Here is a 23,698-nt window from a genome sequence, read left to right as displayed (position 1 = left end):
TGTGATCGCCGGGCCGCCGGCCTCGGGGCGGGGGGGTTGTCGGGACGCGGGGGGTGAGGCCGCGGAACGCCCCCCCAAGAAAACGCTCCACGTTTCCCCGGGCCCCGCGCGACGGTCCGGACCACCGCGGGCGTCGCGTTAGCCCTCGTCCGGAAAACGGAAAGGCCCCGCACGGAGCGTGCGGGGCCTTTCGAAGAGTGCGGGCTCTACAGGTACTGGCCCGTGTTGCTGACGGTGTCGATGGAACGGCCGGCCTCGGCGCCCTTGCCGCCGGAGACGAGCGTGCGGATGTAGACGATCCGCTCGCCCTTCTTGCCGGAGATGCGGGCCCAGTCGTCCGGGTTGGTGGTGTTGGGCAGGTCCTCGTTTTCCCGGAACTCGTCGACGCAGGCGTCCAGCAGGTGCTGCAGCCGCAGGCCCTTGCGCCCCGACGACAGGAACTCCTTGATCGCCATCTTCTTGCCGCGGTCGACGATGTTTTGGATCATGGCGCCGGAGTTGAAGTCCTTGAAGTACAGGACCTCCTTGTCGCCGTTGGCGTACGTGACCTCGAGGAAGCGGTTTTCCTCGGTCTCCGAGTACATCCGCAGCACGACCGCCTCGATCATCGCGGCCACAGTCGCCTGCGAGTCGCCGCCGTGCTCGGTGAGGTCGTCGGGGTGCAGCGGGAGGCCGGTCAGGATGTACTTCGAGAAGATGTCCTTCGCGGCCTCGGCGTCCGGGCGCTCGATCTTGATCTTCACGTCGAGGCGGCCGGGGCGGAGGATGGCCGGGTCGATCATGTCCTCGCGGTTGGAGGCGCCGATCACGATGACGTTTTCCAGCCCCTCCACGCCGTCGATCTCGCTGAGCAGCTGCGGGACGATCGTGTTTTCCACGTCGGAGGAGACGCCCGAGCCGCGGGTGCGGAAGACGGAGTCCATCTCGTCGAAGAACACGATCACCGGCGTGCCCTCGCCCGCCTTCTCGCGGGCCCGCTGGAAGATCAACCGGATGTGCCGCTCGGTCTCGCCGACGTACTTGTTGAGCAGCTCGGGGCCCTTGATGTTGAGGAAGTAGCTGGTGTGCTTTTCCTCGCCGCGCCCCTCGGCGATCTTCTTGGCCAGCGAGTTGGCCACCGCCTTGGCGATCATGGTCTTGCCGCAGCCGGGCGGGCCGTAGAGCAGGATGCCCTTCGGCGGGCGCAGCTGGTGCTCCCGGAAGAGGTCGGAGTGCAGGAACGGCAGCTCGACCGCGTCGCGGATCTGCTCGATCTGGGAGTGCAGGCCGCCGATGTCCTCGTATCCGACGTCGGGCACCTCCTCCAGGACGAGCTCCTCCACCTCGCTCTTGGGGATCCGCTCGTACGCGTACGCCGAGCGGGGCTCGATCATCAGCGAGTCACCCGCGCGCAGCGGGGCGCCGATGAGCGTCTCCGCGAGGTGCACGATCCGCTCCTCGTCGGCGTGCGACACCACCAGCGCCCGGTCACCCGGACCGCCGGCGGGGTGCTCCAGCACCTCCTTGAGCATGACCACCTCGCCGACCCGCTCGTAGCCGAACGCGTCGACGATGTTGAGCGCGTCGTTGAGCAGGACCTCCTGCCCGCGCCGCAGCTCGTCGACCTCGAGTGACGGGGACACCGCCACCCGGAGCTTTCGCCCGCCCGTGAACACGTCGACGGTGCCGTCGTCGTGCTTGGCCAGGAAGACGCCGTAGCCGCTCGGCGGCTGCGCCAGGCGGTCGATCTCCTCCTTGAGCGTGACGATCTGGGCCCGAGCCTCCTTGAGAGTGCTCACGAGCCGCTCGTTGTTTTCGGTCAGTCGGGCCAGCTGCGCCTGCGTTGCCGCTAGCCGCTCCTCGAGCTGCCGGACGTGTCGTGGGCTTTCGGTCAGCTTGCGCCGCACCAGAGCGAGTTCCTCTTGAAGGAACGCGACCTGAGTGGAGAGATCGTGGGCCTCCTTCTCCCACCGTGCGGCGCGCGAGTCCGCGTCGTCGCTGCGTGCCACGTCCCACCTCCCCGGGGGGCTTGAACGTACTGCCATAACACTAACCGCTGTTACGGCTAATCGAACCTACGCAACACCCTCGTCACTGACTCTTGATCTGTATCGGCGGGTGAGCAGTGGTGGTAATGCCCGCCGAGCAGCGGTGCATTCCTCAAAGTGTCGGGCGTCCGACCATCGACGCGACGAGCCGTGCGAACTCCTCCAGCCGGGTGATTTGTCCCGCCCCGCCGTCGTCCAGGGTTTTTCCGAAGCGGAGCGCGTCGTGGCGGACCGAGTTGGCCTGCTCCTCGGTCGGGGCGGCGGGGTTGGGCCCGGCCTCGTCCAAGCTGCTGAGCAGCAGGTACACGTCGATGCTGTCGACCCGCGCCTGCCCGCTCGCGGTGCGGGTGAGGCGCCTGCGGCAGCCCACCTCGGTGACCGTGGAGAGCGGCACGACCCGCAGCGACGAGGTCATCGCGCCGGGCGGGCCGTCACCGGGCGCCACGTCCTCGCCGTGCCACAGGATGAGCCGGCTGCCGTCGCAGACCACCACCTCCTGCCAGACGCCGTTGACCTCGTTGACGAAGCGTTCGAGCGTGAAGCCGAGCACAGTGGCGCCGCGCAGCACCCCGCCGAGGGCCTCCAGGGCCACGTCGGGGTCGCGCAGGTAGGCCCGGGCCGCCGAGTCCAGGTCCTGGTACGGCGACCAGTCGGGGAAGACCGCGGGCAGCTCACCACCTCCGAACGCCGGCCTAGCCACTCGTGTCGGCCCCCTCGACCCGCTCGGTGCCGCCCCGCGGCGGCGGCATCGCGGCCGCCTTGCCGAGCCTTTCTTCGCTCCCGACTGCGGGGCTCGCACCTTCCGGGCCGTGGGACGGCTGCGGGCCGCGGGAGCTCACTCCTCGCGCTCGCAGAGCTGCGTACGCCTCGGCGCCCTTGCTGGGCTTGCGGCGGCGCGGCGGGGCGGTCACGCCGGGCGCGAGGCGGCGGGTGGAGACCAGGAACGCCGTGTGCGCGATCATCCGGTGGTCGGGGCGGACCGCGAGCCCGTCGGCGTGCCAGTCGCGCACCAGGCTCTCCCAGGCCCGCGGCTCGGTGAAGCAGCCGCGCTCGCGCAGCGCCTCGACCAGCTCGGAGAGCTGGGGCACGGTCGCCACGTACCCGATGAAGACGCCGCCGGGAACGAGCGCCCGCTCGACCAGGTCGAGCGCCTCCCACGGGGTGAGCATGTCGAGGATTATCCGGTCGAAGCCGGTTTCGTCGCATTCCCCCACGTCACCTACGCGCAGGTGCCACGCGGGGTGCGGGCCGCCGAAGAAGGCCTCCACGTTCTTGCGGGCGATCGCGGCGAAGTCGTCGCGCACCTCCCAGGAGTGGAGCTCGCCCGCGGCGCCCACCGCGCGCAGCAGCGAGCAGGAGAGCGCGCCGGAGCCGGCGCCGGCCTCCAGGACCTTCGCACCGGGGAAGATGTCGCCCATGGCGACGATCTGCGCCGCGTCCTTCGGGTAGATCACCTGGGCGCCGCGTGGCATTGACAGCACGTAGTCGGAAAGTAGCGGACGGAGTGCCAGGTAGGCGGTGCCACCACTCGATGTCACCACGCTACCGTCCGGAAGGCCGATGAGCGCGTCGTGCTCCAGCGCGCCCCGGTGGGTGTGGAACGAGCGGCCGGGCTCCAGCACGATCGTGTGCATCCGCCCCTTGGGATCGGTGAGCTGCACCCGGTCACCAGGGCGGAACGGCCCGCGGTGGGCGGGCACGGAGTCGACGTCGGAGAGCGCGGCGGAGGTCACGTGTTCATCTTCCGGTTGGGTTCCAACAGCTGGGCGAGATCGGCGACATGGAGAACGCCGACGACGTCGTCGCCAGCGGTGACGAGGTACTGCGCGCCTGGATGGGCCTGGACGGCCTTGATCACCTGCTCGCCGCTGGTGCCGACCGGAATGGTGTGGATCCCGTCGATGCCCCGGGCCACCGCGTCGACCGCCACCCAGGGGCGGCGCTCGGCCGGCACCGCCGCGGCCGCGGCCCGGTCGACGAGCGCGACCAGCCGCCCGGCGGAGTCGGAGACGCCGAGCGAGGCGCCCGGGCGGCCGGCGTCGGTGCCGCGGCGCTGGGCCTCGGCGAGCGGGGTGCCGGTGGGCACGGCGAAGACCGGGCGGGCCAGCCGGGCCAGGTCGATGAGGGGGAAGCGCTTGCTGATCCGGGCCACCCGGATCGCCTGCCCGGCGCCCTGCCACATCGTGAACGCCACGAGCAGCATGAACACCAGCCCGAACGTGGACAGCACGCCGACGGCGGTGAGCAGCGCGACCGCGGCGGCGGTGGCGACGGCCACGGCGCGCCCCACCCAGCCGGCGACCTCGGTGCCCAGGTGGCGGTCGCGGCTGAGCGCCCACACAGCGGCGCGGAGCGCCCGCCCGCCGTCGAGCGGCAGGCCGGGCAGCGAGTTGAACACGGCGACCACGACGTTGCTCACCGCGAGCTGGAACGCGAGCTGGTTGACCAGGGTGCGGTCGGGCAGCGCGAGCGTCGCGACGGTGGCCACGACGCCGAGCACCAACGACACGGCCGGGCCGGCGAGCGACACGTACAGGTCGACCTTGGGGCTGGGCGCGTCGCGGTCCATCTCGGTGTAGCCACCGAGGAGCTCCAATGTGATGCCGCGCACGCCGATACCGTACCGGCGCGCCGTCAATGCGTGGCCGAGTTCGTGCAGGAGCACCGATCCGAGTAGGCAGACCACGAAACCGAAGCCGATCGCGTACCCCGCGGGCTGGGAGAGGTCGAGCTCGCGGCGGACGAACTCGCCGTAGATCACGGTGACGAGCACGGCGAGCAGGAGCATCGAGGCATTCAGGTACACCGGCACGCCCAGGACCCGCCCCACGGCGAGACCCGGTCGGCGGTCGGTCCGGTCCTGCCGCGCGCGATCCTCCACCCCTCGATGCTACGGGGTCTCGAGCCCGCCGGGAGACTCCGCTAGTGGGCGCCGGTGTCCGCTTCGTGTGCCGCTTCGCGCCGATGTCGTACCCGTGCCCTAGCCTCTTGGCATGACGGTCGCGGAGCTCGAGGTCGATGCCAAGGAGCCGGTACTCCCGAGCCTCTCCCCCTCGCGGGCGGCCGACTTCAAGACCTGCCCCCTGCTCTACCGGTTCCGCACGATCGACCGGCTGCCCGAGCGCCCCACCCCCGACCAGGCCCGTGGCACGCTGGTGCACGCGGTGCTGGAGCGCCTGTTCGACCTGCCGCCGGGCGAGCGCACCCACGCGGCCGCCGCCGGCCTGGTGACCCCGGAGTGGGAGCGGCTGGTCGAGGGGGCGCCGCCGCTGGCCGAGCTCTTCGCCGAGGGCGAGCGGGAGGTCTTCCTCGCCTCGGCCGGCGAGCTGCTCGAGGGATACTTCGCGGTCGAGGATCCGAGCCGCCTCGAGCCGGCCGAGCGGGAGAGCCTGGTCTCCGCGGTCGTCGACGAGCGGCTGCTCATCCGGGGATATGTGGACCGCCTCGACGTCTCCCCCGCCGGCGACCTGCGGGTGGTCGACTACAAGACCGGCGGCGCGCCGCGTGAGGCGTTCGAGGCGCGGGCGCTGTTCCAGCTCAAGTTCTACGCGCTGGTGCTGTGGCGCACCCGGGGCGTGGTGCCGCGCGTCCTGCGCCTGCTCTACCTGCGCGACCGGGAGATCTGCGACTACGCGCCCGATCCCGAGGAGCTGGTCCGCTTCGAGCGCACGCTGCTGGCGCTCTGGCAGGCGATCGACCGGGCCACCGCCGAGCGCGACTTCCGCCCCAAGCCGAGCCGGCTCTGCGACTGGTGCAGCCATCAGGCGCTCTGCCCGGCCTACGGCGGCACCCCGCCGCCGTTTCCGGAGCCGGGCGATCAGGGGGCGGAGGGCACCCTCATCCCGCAGGAGGATGACCGCCTCACCGCGGGCGACGAAGGAGAGGCGCCCCGCAGCGGATAGTTTCCAAGCATGGCCCGCGCCGACGCTCCGCTCGCCGGCCGCCCCCTGCTGGGCGGTTGGCGCGAGCGGTTGCGCCTCGACGCGGCGGGGCGGCGGGCGATCGGCTACGACGCGCTGCTGGCCTTCGGGGTGGTGGCGGTGGAGATCGTGCTCACCGGGTTCGGCCCGCCGGAGCTGCGCACCACCGGCTGGAGCGCCACGATCGGCTGGAGCGTCGTCGGGTGCGCGGCTCTGGTGCTGCGCCGGGTCGCCACCTGGGCCGCCGTCCTCATCGTGCTCGGCTCGCTCGCCGCGTCGGTCGGCACCCGGCACCAGCCGGTCACGATGGCGGTCGCGATCCTGCTCGTCACGTACACGGTGGGCGCGCGCTTCCCCCTCCGCAAGGCCGCGCTGACCACGGCGCTGCTCTGGGTCCCGGTCCTCGCGCTCAACCTGGTCACGCCCGCCGACCTGCGCCCGGACGGCATGTCGGCGCTCTACATCATGTTCATCAACGGCCTCATGGCGATGGTCTGCTTCTTCCTGGGGCGCACCGTGCACGCCCGCCGCACCTCGGTGCTCGCGCTGGAGGAGCGGGCCCGGGTCGCCGAGCAAAACCAGCGCGCCCTGGCCGAGCAGGCCGTCGGCGACGAGCGCCGCCGCATCGCCCGCGAGCTGCACGACATGGTCGCCCACCACGTCAGCGTGATGGGGGTACTGGCGACCGGCGCCCGCCGCGTCCTGGGGCGCGACCCGGACGCGGCCGACGAGGCGCTCGCCACGATCGAGGACACCAGCCGCGCCACGCTGCGCGAGATGCGCCGCCTGCTCGACGTGCTCCGCACCGACGCCGAGCCGGCCGCCGAGCTCTCCCCCCAGCCGGGGCTGGCCGGGATCGAGGCGCTGGTCGAGCAGGTGCGCGAGGCGGGGCTGCCGGTCGCGCTGCGGGTGGACGGCACGCCCGGCCCGCTCGACCACGGCGTGGCCCTGGCCATCTACCGCATCGTGCAGGAGGCGCTCACCAACGCGCTCAAGCACGCCGGCCAGGCCACCGCGCACGTGCGGCTCAGCTTCGGCGTGTACTGGCTGATCGTCGAGGTCTTCGACACCGGGCGCGGCCCGGCGCCCGGCACCGACCACGTCGGGCACGGGCTGGTCGGCATGCGCGAGCGGGTCGCGCTGTACGGCGGGACGCTGCGCACCGGGCCCCGGCCCGGCGGCGGCTTCCGGGTGTACGCGAAGATCCCGATGGAACAGTGACGGGGGGACAAAGGGTGACCCAGGAACGACCGGTGCGGATCCTGCTCGCCGACGACCAGCCGCTGCTGCGGACCGGGTTTCGCATGGTGCTGGGGGCGGAGGACGACCTGGACATCGTCGGCGAGGCCGGCGACGGCGCCGAGGCGGTCGACCTGGCCCGCCGGCTGCTGCCCGACGTGGTGCTGATGGACATCCGCATGCCCCGCCTCGACGGGGTGGCCGCGACCCGCGCGATCGTCGACGCCCGCCTGCCGGTCCGGGTCCTCATCCTCACGACCTTCGACCTCGACGAGTACGTGGTGGGGGCGCTGCGGGCCGGCGCGAGCGGCTTCCTGGCCAAGGACGTGCCGGCCGAAGACCTGGTGACCGCGATCCGCACGGTGGCGGCCGGGGAGGCGGTGGTGGCGCCGCGGATCCTGAAGCGGCTGCTGGACCGGTTCGCGGACCACCTGCCCGACCCCTCGTCCACCCCGCCGAAGGCGCTCGACTCGCTCACCGACCGGGAGCGCGAGGTGCTCGTCCAGGTCGCCCGGGGCCTGTCCAACGCGGAGATCGCCGGCGCGCTCTCGGTGAGCGAGACCACGATCAAGACGCACGTGGGGCACGTGCTCACGAAGCTCGGCCTCCGCGACCGGGTGCAGGCGGTCGTGCTCGCGTACGAGACGGGTCTGGTCCGCCCGGGAGCGTAGGGGGACGGGCGCGTACTCCTCTGGGGGGATGCGCGGGGCCGGGCGCACGACGGCGGGCGTACCCGAAGAGTCTCCGCGAGCACGACGGCGCGGGCCCTTCGGTGACCTAGCGTGAGTAGCCGTGACCAGCATTCGGGGGATGGCCTCGTCAGAGGCCATGTGCGCGGGCGCGCTCAGGGGCAACCCTGAGCGCGCCTCCGGGGCGGCCCGCATCCAAAGGTGGGTCTCCAGTTCCCCCCGCGGGCGGACGACTCCGCGGCCCGCGGCCCCCACCATGGATGCTGCCGGCCGGTCCACGTGGCCGGCCGGACCAGATTTCCCGCGCCCGGGCATCGCCCCGGGCGCGGATCGCCACGAGGGGGAAGAGTGACGACGACGGTAGCCCGCGACACGCATGTGGCGGCCCGTGCCACCGACGTGTGGAAGGTGTACGGCACGGGCGAGGCCCAGGTGGTCGCGCTGCGGGGGGTCAGCGCCGAGTTCGAGCGCGGGCGGTTCACCGCGATCATGGGACCCTCCGGGTCCGGCAAGTCCACGCTGATGCACTGCCTCGCGGGTCTCGACTCGGTGACCCGCGGGCAGGTGGCGATCGGCGACACGGTCGTCACCGGGCTCGGCGACTCGGGGCTGACCAAGCTCCGCCGCGACAAGGTGGGCTTCATCTTCCAGCAGTTCAACCTGCTGCCCACGCTGTCGGCGATGGAAAACATCCTGCTGCCGCTCTCCATCGCCGGGCGCAAGCCGGACAAGGCGTGGTTCGACACGGTGATCGCGACGGTGGGGCTCGGCGACCGGCTCGGCCACCGCCCGTCCCAGCTCTCCGGCGGGCAGCAGCAGCGGGTGGCCTGCGCCCGCGCGCTGGTCGCCCGGCCCGAGGTGGTCTTCGCCGACGAGCCGACCGGCAACCTCGACTCCCGCTCCGGCGCCGAGGTGCTCGCGTTCCTGCGGCGCTCCGTCCGGGAGTACGGGCAGACCATCGTGATGGTGACCCACGACCCGGTCGCCGCGTCGTACGCGGACCGCGTGGTCTTCCTCGCCGACGGCTCGATCGTCTCCGAGCTCTTCGAGCCGACGCCCGAGTCGGTGCTCGACACGATGAAGCGCCTCGACGTGCTCAGCGGTGAGGCGGGGGTCTGATGCTCCGGGCGACGCTCAAGAGCCTGCTCGCCCGCAAGCTCCGGCTGGTGCTGTCGGGGCTGGCGGTCGTGCTCGGCGTGATGTTCGTGTCGGGGGCGTTCGTGCTCACCGACACGCTCGGCCGCTCCTTCGACCAGGTCTTCTCCACGGCGTACTCGCAGACCGACGTCGGCGTGGCCGCCAAGCCCAAGGTCGACGTCGACGAGTTCGAGGGCGAGGAGGCGGCCGCGCCGTTCCCGACCTCCACTGTGGACAAGGTGGCGGCGGTGCCGGGCGTGGCCAAGGCCACCGGCTTCGTCTCCACCGACGGCGCCCGCCTCATCGGCGACAACGGCAAGGCGGTCACCTCGTTCGGGCCACCGCAGCTCGGCGAGAGCTGGAACCCGGACGACGGCCTCACCGAGCTGCGCGAGGGGCGCGGCCCGACCGCCGACAACGAGATCGCGATCAACGTGACGCTCGCCGACGCGGCCAAGGTCGCGGTGGGCGACAAGGTCGGCGTCCTGACCCGGGAGCCCCGGCAGGACTTCACGATCGTCGGCATCTTCGGCTACAGCGGTGACCGGGACAGCCTCGGCGGGGTGCAGCAGGTGGAGTTCACGCCACCGGTGGCGCAGAAGCTGATGCTCGGCGAGACCGGCGTGTGGAACGGCATCACCGTCAAAGCCGCCAGCGGCGTCTCGCACGACCAGCTGCGCGACGACATCGCCGCGCAGCTCGGCGACGGGTACGAGGTGAAGACCGGCCAGCAGCTCGCCGACGAGGCGTCCGGCGCGCTCAAGCAGGGGCTGAGCTTCTTCAACAACATCCTGCTCGGCTTCGCCGGCGTGGCGCTGTTCGTCGGCATCTTCCTGATCCTCAACACGTTCTCGATCATCGTGGCGCAGCGGACCCGCGAGCTGGCGCTGATGCGCGCGGTCGGCGCGAGCCGCAAGCAGATGATCGGTTCGGTGCTCATCGAGGCGGTCGTGATCGGCCTGGTCGCGTCCGTGCTCGGCCTCGGCGCCGGCGTCGGGGTGGGCGCGCTGCTGGCGTTCGTCTTCGGCAGCGTCGGCGGCGGGCTGGAGATGGCCTCGGTCGGCGTACCGGCCGCCGCGGTCATCAGCTCCTTCGCGGTCGGCCTGCTGGTGACCGTGGTCGCCGCGGTGCTGCCGGCGCTGCGCGCCTCGCGCATCCCGCCGGTCGCCGCGATGCAGGACGTCGCGACGCCCGACCGTCCACTCACGAAGATCACCGTGGCCGGCGCCGTCGTCGGCGCCGCCGGCGGCGCACTGCTCGCGCTCGGCCTGAGCGGCAACGCCGGCGACAGCACACTGTGGACGATCCTGGGTGGCGTGCTGGTCACGTTCATCGGCGTGGCGCTGCTGACCCCGCTGGTGAGCAAGCCGGTGGTGAGCCTGCTCGGCCGGATCTTCTCCTGGTCGGTGCCGGGCAAGCTGGGCCGCCTCAACTCCGGCCGCAACCCGCGCCGCACCGCCATCACGGCGGCCGCGCTGATGGTCGGCATCGCGCTGGTCACCGGCGTCACGGTGCTGCTCGGCTCGGCCAAGTCGAGCATCACCAAGCTCGCCGAGGACACCATCAACGCCGACCTGGTCATCTCCGGGGCGCAGAGCGGGCCGCGCCCGCCGAGCTTCGACCCGGTGGTGCTCGACGAGGTCAAGGCCATCCCGGGGGTGCGGGCCGCGACCGGTACGTACGGCGACCTCGGCGAGGTCAACGGCGACCGCGAGTACCTCACCGCGGTCAGCGACATCGCCGCGCTCAAGGACGTCTACCGGGCCGAGCCCTCCGCCGGCGACATCGGCACGATCGGCCCCGACCAGATGCTGGTCGACTCCAAGACCGCGTCCGACATGGGGCTGTCGGTCGGCTCCCGGCTGACCGTGCAGCTGTCCCGCGGTGACGCCCAGACGTACACGCTGTCGGGCATCTACAAGGAGTCCGACCTGTACGGCGGGTTCGTGCTGCCGGTACAGGCGACGAAGGACTTCGCGATCCCGCAGCCGACCCAGGGTTACATCCAGCTCGATCCCGGCACCACCGCGAGCCAGGTGGAGCCGCAGGTCGACCGGTTGCTCGCGGACAGCCCCGAGGTGTCGGTGGCCGACCGGAGCAAGTTCATCGAGCAGCAGACCAGCGGCTTCGACCAGATCCTCACGATGATCCAGATCCTGCTGGCGCTGGCGATCCTGATCGCCGTGCTCGGCATCGTCAACACGCTGGCGCTGTCGGTGCTGGAGCGGACCCGCGAGCTGGGGCTGCTCCGCGCGATCGGCCTGCGCCGGGCCCAGACGATGCGCATGATCACGGTCGAGGCCGTGGTGATCTCGATGTTCGGGGCGATCCTCGGCATCGTGGTCGGCACCGGTCTCGGCGCGGCGGTGGTCCGAGCCCTCAAGGACGACGGCATCACCGAGCTCGTCCTTCCCTGGTCCCAGATGGGGCTGGCCGTGGTGCTGGCAGCGATCGTAGGAGTGGTCGCCGCGATCCTGCCCGCGATCCGCGCCGCACGGCTCAACGTGCTCGGCGCGATCGCCCACGAATGAACCTCTCTCCACCGGGCCCGCGCGCCGCTGGCGCGGCCGCGCGGGCCGCACGGGGAGGTTGAGAGAGGTTCGATGCCCCGGCGGGGGACAGATGGGGGCGGCTCGGGCGGGCCGCCCCCATCGGGCCGTCTCGGGGTTTGCACACCCTGGTTGTGCTGGCCATCATTCCGCGCGCTGCTTCGCGGGCTCTTCCGGTGCGGCTTTCGCTGGCCGTCGCTCGCGCCGTCTTGGGTCGCGCCGGTTTCGCGGTCATCGCTCGCGCGGGCCTGGGGGTCGCGTTTGGACTTCGCGAGGCCTGAGGGCTCGCGTATGGGCTCTCGCGGGCCGTCGCTTGTCCGGGCCCCGGGGTCGCACGGGTTTCGCGGGGATTCGCGGTCGCGCGGGCTCTTCGGAGGCGTCGCCGCGGGCTTGGGGTCGCGTGCGCCCTTTCGGGGGGCTGGTGCTCGCGCGCGGGCTTTTCGCGCGAGGTCGCTCGCGGGCCTGGGGTGGCGCGCGGGGCCTTCGCGGGCCGTCCGCTTGTGCGGGGGTGGTGCTCGCGCCTGCGGGCTCGCGCCCGCGGGCCTTGCGGCTGTCGCTCGACGCGTCAGCGGCGCGACCAGGCCGCCGCTCTGATGTCGCGCAGCGCCTGGCGACGGGTGTCGCCCCGGAGCGTGTCGATGTAGAGCTTGCCGTCGAGGTGGTCGGTCTCGTGCTGCAGTGCCCGAGCCAGGAAGCCACTCCCGCCCACGGTCAGCGGCGTCCCGTACTGGTCGAACCCGTGCACGGTGGCGGACATGGCGCGCGGCGTCGGAAAGTACAGCTCCGGGATCGACAGGCAGCCCTCGTCGCCGTCCTGCATGTCGTCGGAGAGCTCGATCGTCGGGTTGACCACGTGCCCCACTTCGCCGTCCGCGTCGTACACGAACACGCGCGCGCTCACGCCGATCTGCGGCGCCGCCACACCGGCCCGGCCGGGCGCGCCGAGCAGCGTGTCCATGAGGTCGGTGACCAGCGAGTGGAGCTCGGCGTCGAAGGAGGTGATCGGTTCGGCCGGCGTACGCAGCACCGCGTCGCCCAGCAGCCGGATGGGCCGCATCGTCATGGCCGCCAGGCTATCCGCTTCCTTACCCGCCCGCCGTACCGCCGCCTTCTCCACACTCGCGACCCGGCGCCGGCTTTGGCGGGTCCGCTCCGGTGCGGGCCGGCTGCGCCGACTCCGGGTACGGCGCCGGCTCCACGACCCGGCCGGCTCCACCGCCGGGCCGACTCCAGTGCGGGGCCGGCCGGGGCCGACCCCCGGTACGGCGCCGGCTCCGCGGTCGGGCCGGCTCCACGGCCGGACCGGGGCGCGGCGGGTCCGGTGCCGGGCCGCGACGGGCGTCAGGGGTGCTCAAGCTCCATCTCGTCCTGGGCCGGTCCGGGCGTCCAGACCAGGGCGGCGCGGAGGGGGGCCGCCTTGGCGACCGCCTCGGCCACCTCGGCCTCGGGGTCGCTGCCCCAGGTGATGCCGCCGCCGGCCCAGAGGTGCATCCGCTCCCCGTCGGCGGCCGCGGTGCGGATGGTCAGCCCCAGGTCGATCCGGTCGTGGCCGACCCAGCCGAGCGCGCCCATGCTGGGACCACGGCCGACCGGCTCCAGCGCCGCGATCTCGGCGAGCGCGGCGAGCTTGGGGGCGCCGGTCACCGAGCCGCCCGGGCACATCGCGCGCAGCAGGTCGGCGAGGCCCAGGCCCGCCGCCGGCGCCGCGGACACCACGGACTCGGCCTGCCAGAGGTCGCACCAGCGCCGGATCGCGTACAGCTCGTCGACCCGCACCGAGCCGGTCCGCGCGACCCGGGCCAGGTCGTTGCGCTCCAGGTCGACGATCATCACGTGCTCGGCCCGCTCCTTGGCCGACTCCAGCAGCTCCCGCCGACCCGCCCCGGTCGCCGGGCGCGTCCCCTTGATCGGCCGGGTCACGATCCGCCCGCCGGACACCTCCACCAGCGTCTCCGGCGACGCGCACCCGACCGCCCAGCCGGCGCCGGTGAGCACGCCCGCGTACCGCGCGCCACGCAGCCCGGCCAGTCGCCGCAGCGCCGGCAGCGGGTCGCCGAAGTAGGGGGCGGCGGCGTGGCCGACCACGTTCACCTGGTAGACGTCGCCGCGGGAGATGGCCGCCCGCACCTTCCGGACGGCGTCGGCGTGGGCGGCCGGGCTCCAGCTGGCCCGCCACTCCCCCAGCCGCCACGGGCCGAGGCCGCTGCTTCCGGCCGCGCGCCCGCCGCGCTCGGCAGCTTTCCCGCTGGTGTCGTCGCCGGCCGGGCCCCCCTGGGCGAGGCGCTCTGGTGTGCCGGAGACGGGACGCTCGGTGATGCCGTGGGACAGGGCGCCGGCGCTGCCCCGGCCGGGGCCGGCGGGGCCGGTGGCCGCGCCGCACTCGGGCTCCCCGGCGGGGTCGTAGACGACGGCGACCAGGTCGGGCACGGCGGGCGCCGGGCTGGGCGGGCCGATCGGCGCGCCGGCGACCCAGGCCCCGGCGGCGGCCGAGACGAAGACCGACGCGCCGACGGCGGCTCCCGCACGGCACGGCGTGTCGCCGATCCGACCCAGATCCCGCACCGGCAGTCCGTGATGGTCGAGGAACGCTTGGAGAAGATTGAAGGGATCGTCGCCGTCGCCGATCCGCCACTCGACCCGAGAACGCTCCCTAAACGCCCCGTAACGGGAAGGATGCGCCCCGCTGACAACGTTGGACTGAATTGGGAGCGTTCCCAGTACAACCGGTCCGAAGTGCCTCATCCGAAGGGTGGATTCTCCCGTGTTAGTGCCATTACTTGTTCGAAAGAGTGTCGTTCTGCTTGGTAGCGTGCGTCACTGGTCATGTGAACCGTGACACAGCACCCCCACAGCCCGGAGAACCCGATGTGTCCGCACCAACCGTCCTGCCCCTCAGCTGAAGCCACCGATCGGGACGCCGCACGCGTCGTCGCGTGTTTCCCGGAGCAAGGCTGGAGCCTGCTCTGCAACGGCGTGATCGTCTTCGAAGACACCGGCGAGCTCCTGCCCGACGGCAGGTCCATCGCCCCGCACCGCGGCCCGGCGCGCCACGCCCTCGCCGCCTGAGACCTGGCACGCTCCATCTGAGTGAGCATGCCATCCGCCTCGCCCCCAACGTTCGCGGGCTGAGGCTCTCGACGGACACCGTCGTCCCTCGTCGGTAAGGCCGCCTCACCGCGCGGCCATGCCGTCGTGCCCCCCATCCAGCCCCTCCCCTGCCGCCAGCACCGCCCGCGGGCGCCAGCGCCAGCCTTCCGCGTGCCCGGATCGGCCGCTCAAGGCCGCTGTCACGCGGCCCGCATCAGCCTCCGCCGCCGGCGACAGGCCCGACCGCGCGCCGCACAGGCCGCGAAAGGCCCACCACGCGCCCCGTACGGGCGCCGGCGTCCGCGACAGGCGGTCGGCCCGACGTGGGGCCCCGGCCGCCCAGATAGGCCGTCCAGGTCTCACCGTGCGCCCCGGGCAGACGCGCCGTCGGGGGCGGGGCGCTCTCAGTGGCCTCATCCGCGCACGCCCACGCCCCGGCCCGCTCGCCGGCCCCGGACGGCCGGCGCCCAAGCCCCCACGTCCGCCGGCCGCATCATCACGCGACCCCGGGGCGCTGGGACGGCCGACCACCGTCCCCACCGCGAGCGACGAGGCCCGCGGCGGCTGCCGGCCCACGGCGAGGGGCCGGAGAGGCGGGTCAGGCGTACGAGTCGACGGGTGGGCAGGCGCAGACCAGGTTGCGGTCGCCGAAGGCGCCGTCGATGCGGCGGACCGGGGGCCAGTACTTGGCCGTGCGGTCCACGCCTGGCGGGTACGCCGCCAGTGAACGCGGGTACGGGTGACTCCACTCGTCCGCGGTGACCATCGACGCGGTGTGCGGGGCGTTGGCGAGCGGGTTGTCGGCGCCCCAGGAGGCGACCGACTCGATCTCCTGGCGGATGGCGATCATCGCGTCGCAGAAGCGGTCGAGCTCGGCCAGGTCTTCGGACTCGGTGGGCTCGACCATCAGCGTGCCGGCCACCGGGAAGGACATCGTCGGCGCGTGGAAGCCGTAGTCGATCAGGCGCTTGGCCACGTCGTCGACGGTGACGCCGGTCTGCTTCGTGAGCGGGCGCAGGTCGAGGATGCACTCGTGGGCGACCAGGCCCTTGTTGCCCGCGTACAGCACCGGGTAGTGCTCGCGCAGCCGGGCGGCCACGTAGTTGGCGGCCAGCACGGCGGCGCCGGTCGCCCGGGTGAGGCCGTCCGGGCCCATCATCCGCAGGTACGCCCAGGAGATCGGCAGGATGCCCGCCGAGCCGTACGGGGCCGCCGAGACCAGGCCGGGCCCGTCGGTCGAGGGCAGGAACGGGGCGAGGTGAGACCGCACCGCCACCGGTCCCACGCCCGGCCCGCCGCCACCGTGCGGGATGCAGAACGTCTTGTGCAGGTTGAGGTGGGACACGTCCGCCCCGAACCGGCCGGGCTTGGCGTACCCGACGAGGGCGTTGAGGTTGGCGCCGTCCACGTACACCTGGCCGCCGGCGTCGTGCACCTTGGCGCAGAGCGAGGCGATGCCGGTCTCGTACACGCCGTGGGTCGACGGGTAGGTGACCATCACCGCGGCCAGCGAGTCGCCCACCTCCAAAAGCCTCCGCTCCAGGTCAACAAGGTCGACGTTGCCGTCGGCGTCGCAGGCCACCACGACCACGCGCATGCCGGCCATCACCGCGCTGGCCGCGTTGGTGCCGTGGGCGCTGGACGGGATCAGGCAGACGTCCCGCCCGGTGTCGCCGCGGGACAGGTGGTACGCGCGGATGGCGAGCAGCCCGGCCAGCTCACCCTGGGAGCCGGCGTTGGGCTGGACGCTCACCGCGTCGTACCCGGTGATCTCGGCCAGCCACCCCTCCAGCCGGCTGATCATCTCGGTGTAGCCGGCCGCCTGGGCGGCCGGCGCGAACGGGTGCAGGTCGGCGAACTCGGGCCAGGTCACCGGCTCCATCTCGGTGGTGGCGTTGAGCTTCATCGTGCAGGAGCCGAGCGGGATCATCCCGCGGTCGAGCGCGTAGTCCAGGTCGGCGAGGCGCCGCAGGTAGCGCAGCATCGCGGTCTCGGAGTGGTGGCTGTGGAAGACCGGGTGGGTCAGGTACTCCGACGTGCGTGCCAGCGGCACCGTGGCGGCCACCGGCTCGGCCGGGTCGACGCCGAAGGCGGCCCACACGGCGGAGAGGTGCGAGAGGGTCGTCGTCTCGTCGCACGCGATCCCCACGGCATCCGGCGAGACGAGCCGCAGGTTGACCCCGCGGGACGCGGCGGCCTCGACGACCGACGCGGCCCGGTCCGGCACCAGCGCGGTGACCGTGTCGAAGAAGTCGTCCGAGGCGAGCGTGACCCCGCCGGCGCGCAGGCCGGCCGCGAGCGTGGCGGCCCGGCCGGCCACCCGGGAGGCGATCGCGCGCAGGCCGTCCGGGCCGTGGTAGACCGCGTACATGCTGGCCATCACGGCGAGCAGCACCTGGGCGGTGCAGATGTTGCTGGTCGCCTTCTCGCGGCGGATGTGCTGCTCGCGGGTCTGTAGCGCCAGCCGGTACGCGGGGGCGCCGTCGGCGTCGCGGGAGACCCCGACCAGCCGGCCGGGCAGCATCCGCTCCAGGCCCGCGCGGACCACCAGGTAGCCGGCGTGCGGGCCGCCGTACCCCATGGGTACGCCGAAGCGCTGGGTCGTGCCGGCGGCGATGTCGGCGCCGATCTCGCCCGGCGGGCGGAGCAGGGTGAGCGCGAGCAGGTCGGCGGCGACGGTCACCAGAGCGCCGACCGCGTGCGCGCCGTCGACCAGCGCGGCGTGGTCGCGGACCACGCCCGAGGCGCCCGGGTACTGGAGGTGGAGCCCGAAGAACTCGTCCGGCAGCGGCTCACGGTCGAGGTCGACCACGCGCACGTCGATGCCGAGCGGCTCGGCCCGGGTGCGGATGACGGCAATGGTCTGGGGCAGGGCGTCGGCGTCCACCACGTACACCCGGCTGGTGCTCTTGCTCGCGCGGCGGGCGAGGGTCATCGCCTCGGCCGCGGCGGTGGCCTCGTCGAGCATCGAGGCGTTGGCGGTCTTGAGGCCGGTGAGGTCGGCGACCATGGTCTGGAAGTTGAGCAGCGCCTCCAGGCGGCCCTGGCTGATCTCCGGCTGGTACGGCGTGTACGCGGTGTACCAGGCGGGGTTTTCCAGCACGTTGCGGCGGATCACGGCCGGCGTGTGGGTGCCGTGGTAGCCGAGCCCGATCATCGAGACCGCCACGGTGTTGCGGGAGGCGAGCGCGCGCAGTTCGGCGAGCGCCTCCTCCTCGCTGGCGGCCGGTGGCAGGTCGAGCTCCTCGTGCCAGCGGATGACCTCGGGGATCGCGGCGTCCATCAGCTCGTCGAGCGAGCCGTACCCCACGGTCTCCAGCATCCGCCGCTGCTCGGCGGCGGAGGGTCCGATGTGGCGGGCGGCGAAACTCATGGCGGCTCCCGGGAAGGTCGGTGCTCCAACCTCCCCCTCTGTCGCACCTCGTGCGCTCCAGAGTCGCCTGCCCTCGCGGTCCTTTTGCCTGAGAGGTTCCGGGGAGGATTTGCCCCTTCGGCGCCGTCGTGACGGTCTCTCCCGCGCGGGTGGTACCGGCGTGTCCAACCTACCAGCGGCGCTGTTTCGCGCGAGTGACGGCACTACGGTGGGGCGCGTGACCTTCGTTGCCGCGGACGACCGCTACCAATCGATGACCTACCGCCGCGTCGGGCGCAGCGGGCTCCGGCTGCCGGCGATCTCGCTCGGGCTGTGGCACAACTTCGGCCACGGCCGCCCCCTGGAGACGCAGCGGGCGATCCTGCGCCGCGCGTTCGACCTCGGCGTGACCCACTTCGACCTGGCCAACAACTACGGGCCGCCGGCCGGCGCCGCCGAGGAGAACTTCGGGCGGGTCCTAGCGACCGACCTCCGGGCGTACCGGGACGAGCTGGTCATCTCCTCGAAGGCCGGCTACTACATGTGGCCCGGCCCGTACGGCGAGTGGGGCTCCCGCAAGTACCTGGTCTCCTCGCTCGACCAGTCGCTGCGCCGGATGGGGCTCGACTACGTGGACATCTTCTACCACCACCGCCCAGACCCGGACACTCCGGTCGAGGAGACGATGTCGGCGCTCGACCACATCGTCCGCTCCGGCAAGGCCCTCTACGTCGGCATCTCCAACTACCGCTCCGAGCAGACCGCGGCCGCCGCGGCGGTGCTGCGCGACCTGGGTACGCCGCTGCTGATCCACCAGCCCTCGTACTCGATGGTCAACCGGTGGATCGAGCGGGACGGGCTGCTCGGCACCCTCGACGAGGCGGGCGCGGGGTGCATCGCGTTCAGCCCGCTCGCCCAGGGCCTGCTCACCGACCGCTACCTGAGCGGCATCCCGGGCGACTCGCGGATCGCGACCGGCGGGTTCCTCAAGGAGAGCGCGCTGACCGAGGCGACCATGGGCAAGGTCCGCGCGCTGGGCGAGATCGCCGGCCGGCGGGGGCAGACGCTCGCCCAGCTCGCGCTCGCCTGGGCACTGCGCGACCCGCGGATGACCAGCCTCATCATCGGCGCCAGCAGCGTCGCCCAGCTGGAGGCGAACGTCGCCGCCCTGGACAACCTGGCCTTCACCGACGACGAGCTCGCGGAGATCGACAAGTACGCGACGGAGTAGGACGCCCGGGCGGTCCATCGGCAACAGACAGATTCGAGCTGCCGCGGCGCCCGCCGTGGTCAAGACCGTTGCGCGGTGCCCCAGCTTTGTCCTTGTGATCGTGGTATTTAGCTGCCCCTGGAAGGGCACCGGCGTACCACGATCTACCAACGCCAGCGCCGATCATGGAATCCGCCTACCCCAGCGGAGGTGGAGGTGGTGGAGGGAGCGAGCGCGGCAGCGCCAGAGCTTGATTTGGGCGTAGGCCACGAGACCGCGTTGGTCGCGGTGAGGTCGCCGGTCGGGAGCGTGGCTGGGAGCCCGGCCCGCACAGAGCCTGCCGGACCGTCGGCCGTGCGGGTCGTGCGACGCGGAGGGTGCGGCCGCGGGAGCAACGGTCCGGACCACCGCGGGCGTCGCGGCAGCTCAGATCGGTGTCTTGAACAGCGCCGGAACGAGCACGCCAGGGACAGCGAGTGGGGAGATCGGTGCGGCGGTCCGCAAAGGCCGCGGCGGCGCAAGGCCGCGATGGCGCAAGGCCGCGACAGCGCAGGGCAGGCTCAGCCGGCGCGGCGGCGGGCGCGGCGGGCGGCCAGCTCGTCGCCCACGACGCCGGAGTCGCCCGCGTCGTCGGCCTCGACCACCTCGGTGGTCACCGGGGCGCCGGCGGCCGGCTCGGCGGGCAGGTGTGACAGCGAGCCCTGGATCTCCTTGAACGCGCCGCCGATCGCGATGCCGAACACGCCCTGCCCGCCCTGCAGCAGGTCGACGACCTCCTCGGGCGAGCGGCACTCGTACACCGTCGTGCCGTCGGAGATGAGCGTGATGCCGGCCAGGTCCTCGACGCCACGGGAGCGGAGGGTCTCGATGGCCTTGCGGATGTTTTGCAGGGAGACGCCGGCGTCGAGCAGCCGCTTGACCACCTTGAGCACGACCAGGTCGCGGAACGAGTACAGGCGCTGCGTGCCCGACCCCGAGGCGTCCCGGATGCTCGGCACCACCAGGGCGGTACGCGCCCAGTAGTCCAGCTGGCGGTAGCTGATCCCGACCGCGTGGCAGGCGGTCACGCCGCGATATCCGACGGTGTCGACCTCTACGCCACTCACGGCGGCGGAGGAGGAACCCTCATCCATGTGGCAACCTCCCAAACGGGGCTGTGCTGACCAGAGCTCGCTACGCCCGCGAAAGCCGTTCCGAGCCGGCCAACGGCGCCAACCCTATAGCGCACCTGGAGGGTTGCCGGGGAGGCATTCGCGCGACACGCCGCCCACGGGCGACGAGTCACACCGCTAACCCGCGAAATCCTCCGGCCGCACCTGCTCCAGGAACTCCCGGAACTTCTCCACCTCGTCTTCCTGCTCGTCCGGAATCACGATGCCGGCCTCGCTCAGGACCTGGTCGGAGCAGCGGATCGGGGCACCCACGCGGAGCGCGAGAGCGATCGAGTCGCTCGGCCGGGCCGAGACGCGCAGGCCGTCACCGATCAGCAGGTCGGCGTAGAACACGTTTTCCTTCAGCTCGGTGATCTCGACCGCGCGCAGCGGGGCCTTGAGGGCCGCCAGGATGTCGCGCAGCAGGTCGTGGGTGAGTGGCCGGGCCGGTTTGACGCCCTGCTGCTCGTACGCGATCGCGGTGGCTTCGACCGCACCGATCCAGATCGGCAGGTAACGGTCGCCCTCGACCTCCCTGAGCAGCACGATCGGCTGGTTGCTGGGCAGCTCCACCCGCACCCCGACCACGCTCAGCTCGCGCACCGCCGCCTCCGTGTGGTTGTGTCTTTCCCGCCCTCACCGTCACGGTACACGGACCGCCGGTGGCCCGTCCCCCACGGTTTGTGTCAAGGACACGTACCCGTTGACCCGAAAAAACTCACCGTCCCAACGCCTCGCGGAGCCCGGCCCGCACGAGCGCCGCGTGCAACTGCTGCGAGAGGCGCACCAGGTCGTCGGCGGTCTGGCCGGCGCGGGCCCGGGCCGCCGGGTCGTTCTGGCGCGCCAGCGGCGCCACCAGCTGGGCGAAAAGCCCCACCTCGCGGTCGGCGGCGGCCCGGTACGCGCGCAGGTGGCGCGGCTCCAGCCCGAACGCGGCCAGCCCGGCCACCGCGGTCGCCACGGCGAGCGCGTCCGCGTCGTACCGCCCGGGGGCGATCGGCGCCAGCAGCCCCAGCCGCTCCACCTCGGCGAGGGTGACCTCGTCCAGCCCGGAGCGCTCGACCAGCTGCTCGCGGCTGAGTCGTGAGTCACCCTCCGGCGCGGTCCCCACGGACACCAGGCGCAGCGGGGCGGCATCGCGCGAGGCGAGCTGCTCGCGGATCACCCGCAACGGCAGGTACTGGTCACGCTGGGCGCTCAGCACGAAGCGCAGGCGGGCGACGTCGTCCCAGCTGTACTTGCGGTAACCGGCGGCGGTGCGGCGCGGCTCGACCAGCCCTTCGGCCTCCAGGAAGCGCAGCTTGGAGATGGTGGTGTCGGGAAACTCCGCGCGCAGCTCGGCCAGCACCTCGCCGATGCTCATCAGAGCCGGCGGAGGCGAAGGCGAGCCCGCCGACGACGCTGGCGAAACCGACACGACCTACCGGGTGTCCTCGTCCGGGCGCGGCCCGGCGATGAACACCAGCCGGAACTTGCCGATCTGCACCTCGTCGCCGTTGCTGAGGGTGGCCGCCTCGACCCGCTCGCGGTTGACGTACGTGCCGTTGAGGCTCCCCACGTCGCGGACGGTGAAGGTGCCGCCGTCGCGGTGGAACTCCGCGTGCCGCCGGGAGACCGTCACGTCGTCGAGGAAGATGTCACTGTCCGGGTGGCGCCCGCTGGTCGTCACGTCGTGGTCGAGCAGGAAGCGGGCGCCCGCGTTCGGCCCGCGCCGGACGACGAGCAGCGCCATGCCCGGCGGCAGCGAGCCGGACATCCGACTCGGCACCACGTCCGCGTCCGGACCCTCGAGGACCTCGTCGAGCGAACCGAGGTTCAGCGTGGACGTGACGTCGAGTGGGGGGAACTCGTCGTCTGGGCGAGTCATCTGACCACCTCACGGATCGGACCGCCCCCGCGTGCGCGGGGAGCAGCGGATGGAACGTCGCTGGGCACGGTTCCCGCTCGACTGGGCGAGCCTAGCCAGCGCCGAAATACAGGGTCAACCGGACGCGCGGGCAAAGCCACGCGGTGTCAGCTCGCCGTCAGATCACGGTACGCCGAGGCGGTCAGCAGCCCCTCCACGGCCGCCCGATCGGCCGGCTCGATCTCGACCAGCCAGCCCTCGCCGTACGGGTCGGTGTTGATCACCTCCGGCTCCTCGGCGAGCTTGTCGTTACGGGCGACCACCGTACCCGTGAGCGGCGCGTAGATCTCCGACACGCTCTTGGTCGACTCCACCTCGCCGAACGCCTCCCCCGCCGCCACGGCCGCGCCCGGGTCGGGGAGCTGGACGTAGACGATGTCGCCGAGCGCGTCCTGGGCGAAATGGGTGATACCCACCCGCACCGGCCCACCGCTCGCCGCGGCCACCCACTCGTGCTCGGCCGTGTAGCGCAGATCCTCGGGAATCACAGACGTTCCTTCACTTCGGGAGGGGACGAGACGTTCGAGAGGGGACGAGAGCGACGGGGATCAGGAGGTCGGTCGGGCGTGCTGCAGGCTGGTCGGGGCGCGCAGGGCCGACACGTCGACCACTTCGTGCTCCTGGACGATCACCGTACCGTTGTCGTTCTCCACCGACTCCACCACCCCGCCAGGTATCTTCAGCGCGGTCTCCATGGTCCGCGGCTCGCCGATCACCGTGACCGTGTACGGGGCGGAGAGCCGCCGCCCGTCGACCGCGATGCCACCGTCCGCGTCCAGAAACCAGGTCGAGGCCACGATCCGCACCGCCGTGCCGTCGCTGCCGGCGATCTGCATCGCCTCCGCGCCGGCGCCGCGCAGCTCCTGCACCGCGTCCAGGACCGCCGACGCCGCCAGCCGCTCCGAACCCTCCTGGAAGAGCACGGTCAGCCCCGGCCCGCGCGCCGGCAGCGTGCCGGCCAGCACGCCGAGCTCGTCCGCGCGGCGGGTCGCCTCGTCGAGCGCCGCCTGCCGCCCCTCCGCGCCGGAGGTGAGCTGCCGCTGGCTCTCCTCCAGGTCGGCGATCTCGTCGCGCAGCCGCTCCTCGCGCGCCTCCAGATCGGAGAGGATGCGGACCAGGTCCTCCTGCCGCGCCGAGGCGAGCCCGGAGTCGGTCGAGTTGCTCTTGACCTGCACCACCAGCGTGAAGCCGAGCAGCGCCAGCAACACCGCGATCACCACGCCGGCCGAGGTGAGCCGCCGCTTGGCCGCCGCCGGCCGCTCGTCCTCCGCGGGCGCCAGATCTTCGGAAGACCCACCATCGGGTACGGGCGACGCGTCCCCGGTCACGGACTCCGGCTCGGGTTCGGTGCGGGTCTGGGCCGCCTCGGCGTCGGGCGTCCCGGCGCCGGGTTCGGGCCAGCCCGTACCCGATGGCTTGTGTTCTGTCATG

20 protein-coding genes and 1 riboswitch are annotated in these 23,698 nt (G+C 72.6%); of the genes, 7 read left to right on the top strand and 13 right to left on the bottom strand.

Annotation, left to right across the window (positions count from 1 at the left end):
* Window positions 1-206 precede the first annotated feature (206 nt).
* The 4 genes from arc to RB614_RS29210 form a co-directional block, all read right to left on the bottom strand.
* The gene (gene arc, locus RB614_RS29225) at window positions 207-1,988 is read right to left on the bottom strand and encodes a proteasome ATPase (protein ID WP_308715887.1); all 1,782 of its coding nucleotides are present in this window, start codon (window positions 1,986-1,988) and stop codon (window positions 207-209) included.
* A gap of 151 nt (window positions 1,989-2,139) precedes the next feature.
* A complete protein-coding gene (locus tag RB614_RS29220) occupies window positions 2,140-2,727 on the bottom strand; it encodes a hypothetical protein (protein WP_308715886.1) in 588 nt (195 codons plus the stop codon).
* Window positions 2,720-3,760: a tRNA (adenine-N1)-methyltransferase gene (locus RB614_RS29215; RefSeq protein ID WP_308715885.1), complete on the bottom strand. Its 1,041-nt coding sequence runs from the start codon at window positions 3,758-3,760 to the stop codon at window positions 2,720-2,722. Before RB614_RS29215 ends, RB614_RS29220 begins: the two co-directional genes overlap by 8 nt.
* A complete protein-coding gene (locus RB614_RS29210) occupies window positions 3,757-4,908 on the bottom strand; it encodes a site-2 protease family protein (RefSeq protein WP_428983126.1) in 1,152 nt (383 codons plus the stop codon). Before RB614_RS29210 ends, RB614_RS29215 begins: the two co-directional genes overlap by 4 nt.
* Before the next feature lie 112 nt (window positions 4,909-5,020).
* Here RB614_RS29210 and RB614_RS29205 point away from each other — a divergent pair, with 112 nt between their 5' ends.
* The 5 genes from RB614_RS29205 (at window position 5,021) to RB614_RS29185 (ending at window position 11,543) form a co-directional block, all read left to right on the top strand.
* Window positions 5,021-5,929, top strand: a complete 909-nt coding sequence (locus tag RB614_RS29205) for a RecB family exonuclease (protein ID WP_308715884.1) — start codon at window positions 5,021-5,023, stop codon at window positions 5,927-5,929.
* Between the two features lie 9 nt (window positions 5,930-5,938).
* Entirely contained in the window at window positions 5,939-7,168 is a 1,230-nt protein-coding gene (locus RB614_RS29200; protein ID WP_308715883.1) for a sensor histidine kinase, read from the top strand.
* A 14-nt stretch (window positions 7,169-7,182) separates the two neighbouring features.
* A complete protein-coding gene (locus RB614_RS29195; RefSeq protein ID WP_308715882.1) occupies window positions 7,183-7,857 on the top strand; it encodes a response regulator transcription factor in 675 nt (224 codons plus the stop codon).
* Between the two features lie 366 nt (window positions 7,858-8,223).
* Window positions 8,224-8,994 carry an ABC transporter ATP-binding protein gene (locus RB614_RS29190; protein ID WP_308715881.1) on the top strand — a complete coding sequence of 257 codons (771 nt, stop codon included), beginning with the start codon at window positions 8,224-8,226 and terminating at the stop codon, window positions 8,992-8,994.
* Window positions 8,994-11,543 carry an ABC transporter permease gene (locus RB614_RS29185; protein WP_308715880.1) on the top strand — a complete coding sequence of 850 codons (2,550 nt, stop codon included), beginning with the start codon at window positions 8,994-8,996 and terminating at the stop codon, window positions 11,541-11,543. The genes RB614_RS29190 and RB614_RS29185 overlap by 1 nt, the downstream gene beginning before the upstream one ends.
* Window positions 11,544-12,126: 583 nt before the next feature.
* Here the strand turns inward: RB614_RS29185 and RB614_RS29180 are convergent.
* Together RB614_RS29180 and RB614_RS29175 are read right to left on the bottom strand one after the other, a co-directional pair.
* Entirely contained in the window at window positions 12,127-12,624 is a 498-nt protein-coding gene (locus RB614_RS29180) for a peptide deformylase (RefSeq protein ID WP_308715879.1), read from the bottom strand.
* 278 nt (window positions 12,625-12,902) lie between these two features.
* On the bottom strand, window positions 12,903-14,303 hold the full coding sequence (locus tag RB614_RS29175; RefSeq protein ID WP_428983125.1) for a chorismate-binding protein: 1,401 nt from the start codon (window positions 14,301-14,303) through the stop codon (window positions 12,903-12,905).
* 123 nt (window positions 14,304-14,426) lie between these two features.
* Here RB614_RS29175 and RB614_RS29170 point away from each other — a divergent pair, with 123 nt between their 5' ends.
* Window positions 14,427-14,627, top strand: a complete 201-nt coding sequence (locus RB614_RS29170) for a DUF5999 family protein (protein ID WP_308715932.1) — start codon at window positions 14,427-14,429, stop codon at window positions 14,625-14,627.
* Window positions 14,628-15,246: 619 nt separating this feature from the next.
* Here RB614_RS29170 and gcvP read toward each other — a convergent pair.
* Entirely contained in the window at window positions 15,247-18,021 is a 2,775-nt protein-coding gene (gcvP, locus tag RB614_RS29165) for an aminomethyl-transferring glycine dehydrogenase (protein ID WP_308715878.1), read from the bottom strand.
* Between the two features lie 66 nt (window positions 18,022-18,087).
* Window positions 18,088-18,175: riboswitch (glycine riboswitch) on the bottom strand.
* A 63-nt stretch (window positions 18,176-18,238) separates the two neighbouring features.
* Between gcvP and mgrA the strand changes: the two genes are divergently transcribed.
* Window positions 18,239-19,231: an L-glyceraldehyde 3-phosphate reductase gene (mgrA, locus tag RB614_RS29160; protein WP_308715877.1), complete on the top strand. Its 993-nt coding sequence runs from the start codon at window positions 18,239-18,241 to the stop codon at window positions 19,229-19,231.
* Between the two features lie 539 nt (window positions 19,232-19,770).
* Here the strand turns inward: mgrA and RB614_RS29155 are convergent.
* From RB614_RS29155 to RB614_RS29130, 6 genes are all read right to left on the bottom strand, one after another.
* On the bottom strand, window positions 19,771-20,343 hold the full coding sequence (locus RB614_RS29155) for a MerR family transcriptional regulator (protein ID WP_308715876.1): 573 nt from the start codon (window positions 20,341-20,343) through the stop codon (window positions 19,771-19,773).
* A 156-nt stretch (window positions 20,344-20,499) separates the two neighbouring features.
* The gene (locus RB614_RS29150; protein WP_173042466.1) at window positions 20,500-20,964 is read right to left on the bottom strand and encodes a bifunctional nuclease family protein; all 465 of its coding nucleotides are present in this window, start codon (window positions 20,962-20,964) and stop codon (window positions 20,500-20,502) included.
* A gap of 115 nt (window positions 20,965-21,079) precedes the next feature.
* A complete protein-coding gene (gene ftsR / locus RB614_RS29145) occupies window positions 21,080-21,724 on the bottom strand; it encodes a transcriptional regulator FtsR (RefSeq protein WP_308715875.1) in 645 nt (214 codons plus the stop codon).
* A 57-nt stretch (window positions 21,725-21,781) separates the two neighbouring features.
* Entirely contained in the window at window positions 21,782-22,228 is a 447-nt protein-coding gene (gene odhI / locus RB614_RS29140; protein WP_308715874.1) for an oxoglutarate dehydrogenase inhibitor Odhl, read from the bottom strand.
* Between the two features lie 146 nt (window positions 22,229-22,374).
* A complete protein-coding gene (gene gcvH, locus RB614_RS29135; RefSeq protein WP_308715873.1) occupies window positions 22,375-22,755 on the bottom strand; it encodes a glycine cleavage system protein GcvH in 381 nt (126 codons plus the stop codon).
* A gap of 60 nt (window positions 22,756-22,815) precedes the next feature.
* Window positions 22,816-23,697 carry a DUF881 domain-containing protein gene (locus RB614_RS29130; RefSeq protein ID WP_308715872.1) on the bottom strand — a complete coding sequence of 294 codons (882 nt, stop codon included), beginning with the start codon at window positions 23,695-23,697 and terminating at the stop codon, window positions 22,816-22,818.
* Window position 23,698: the final 1 nt, after the last annotated feature.

Source organism: Phytohabitans maris, from assembly GCF_031085175.1.
Taxonomy (GTDB): domain Bacteria; phylum Actinomycetota; class Actinomycetes; order Mycobacteriales; family Micromonosporaceae; genus Phytohabitans; species Phytohabitans maris.
This window is presented reverse-complemented; position numbering and strand designations above follow the sequence as displayed.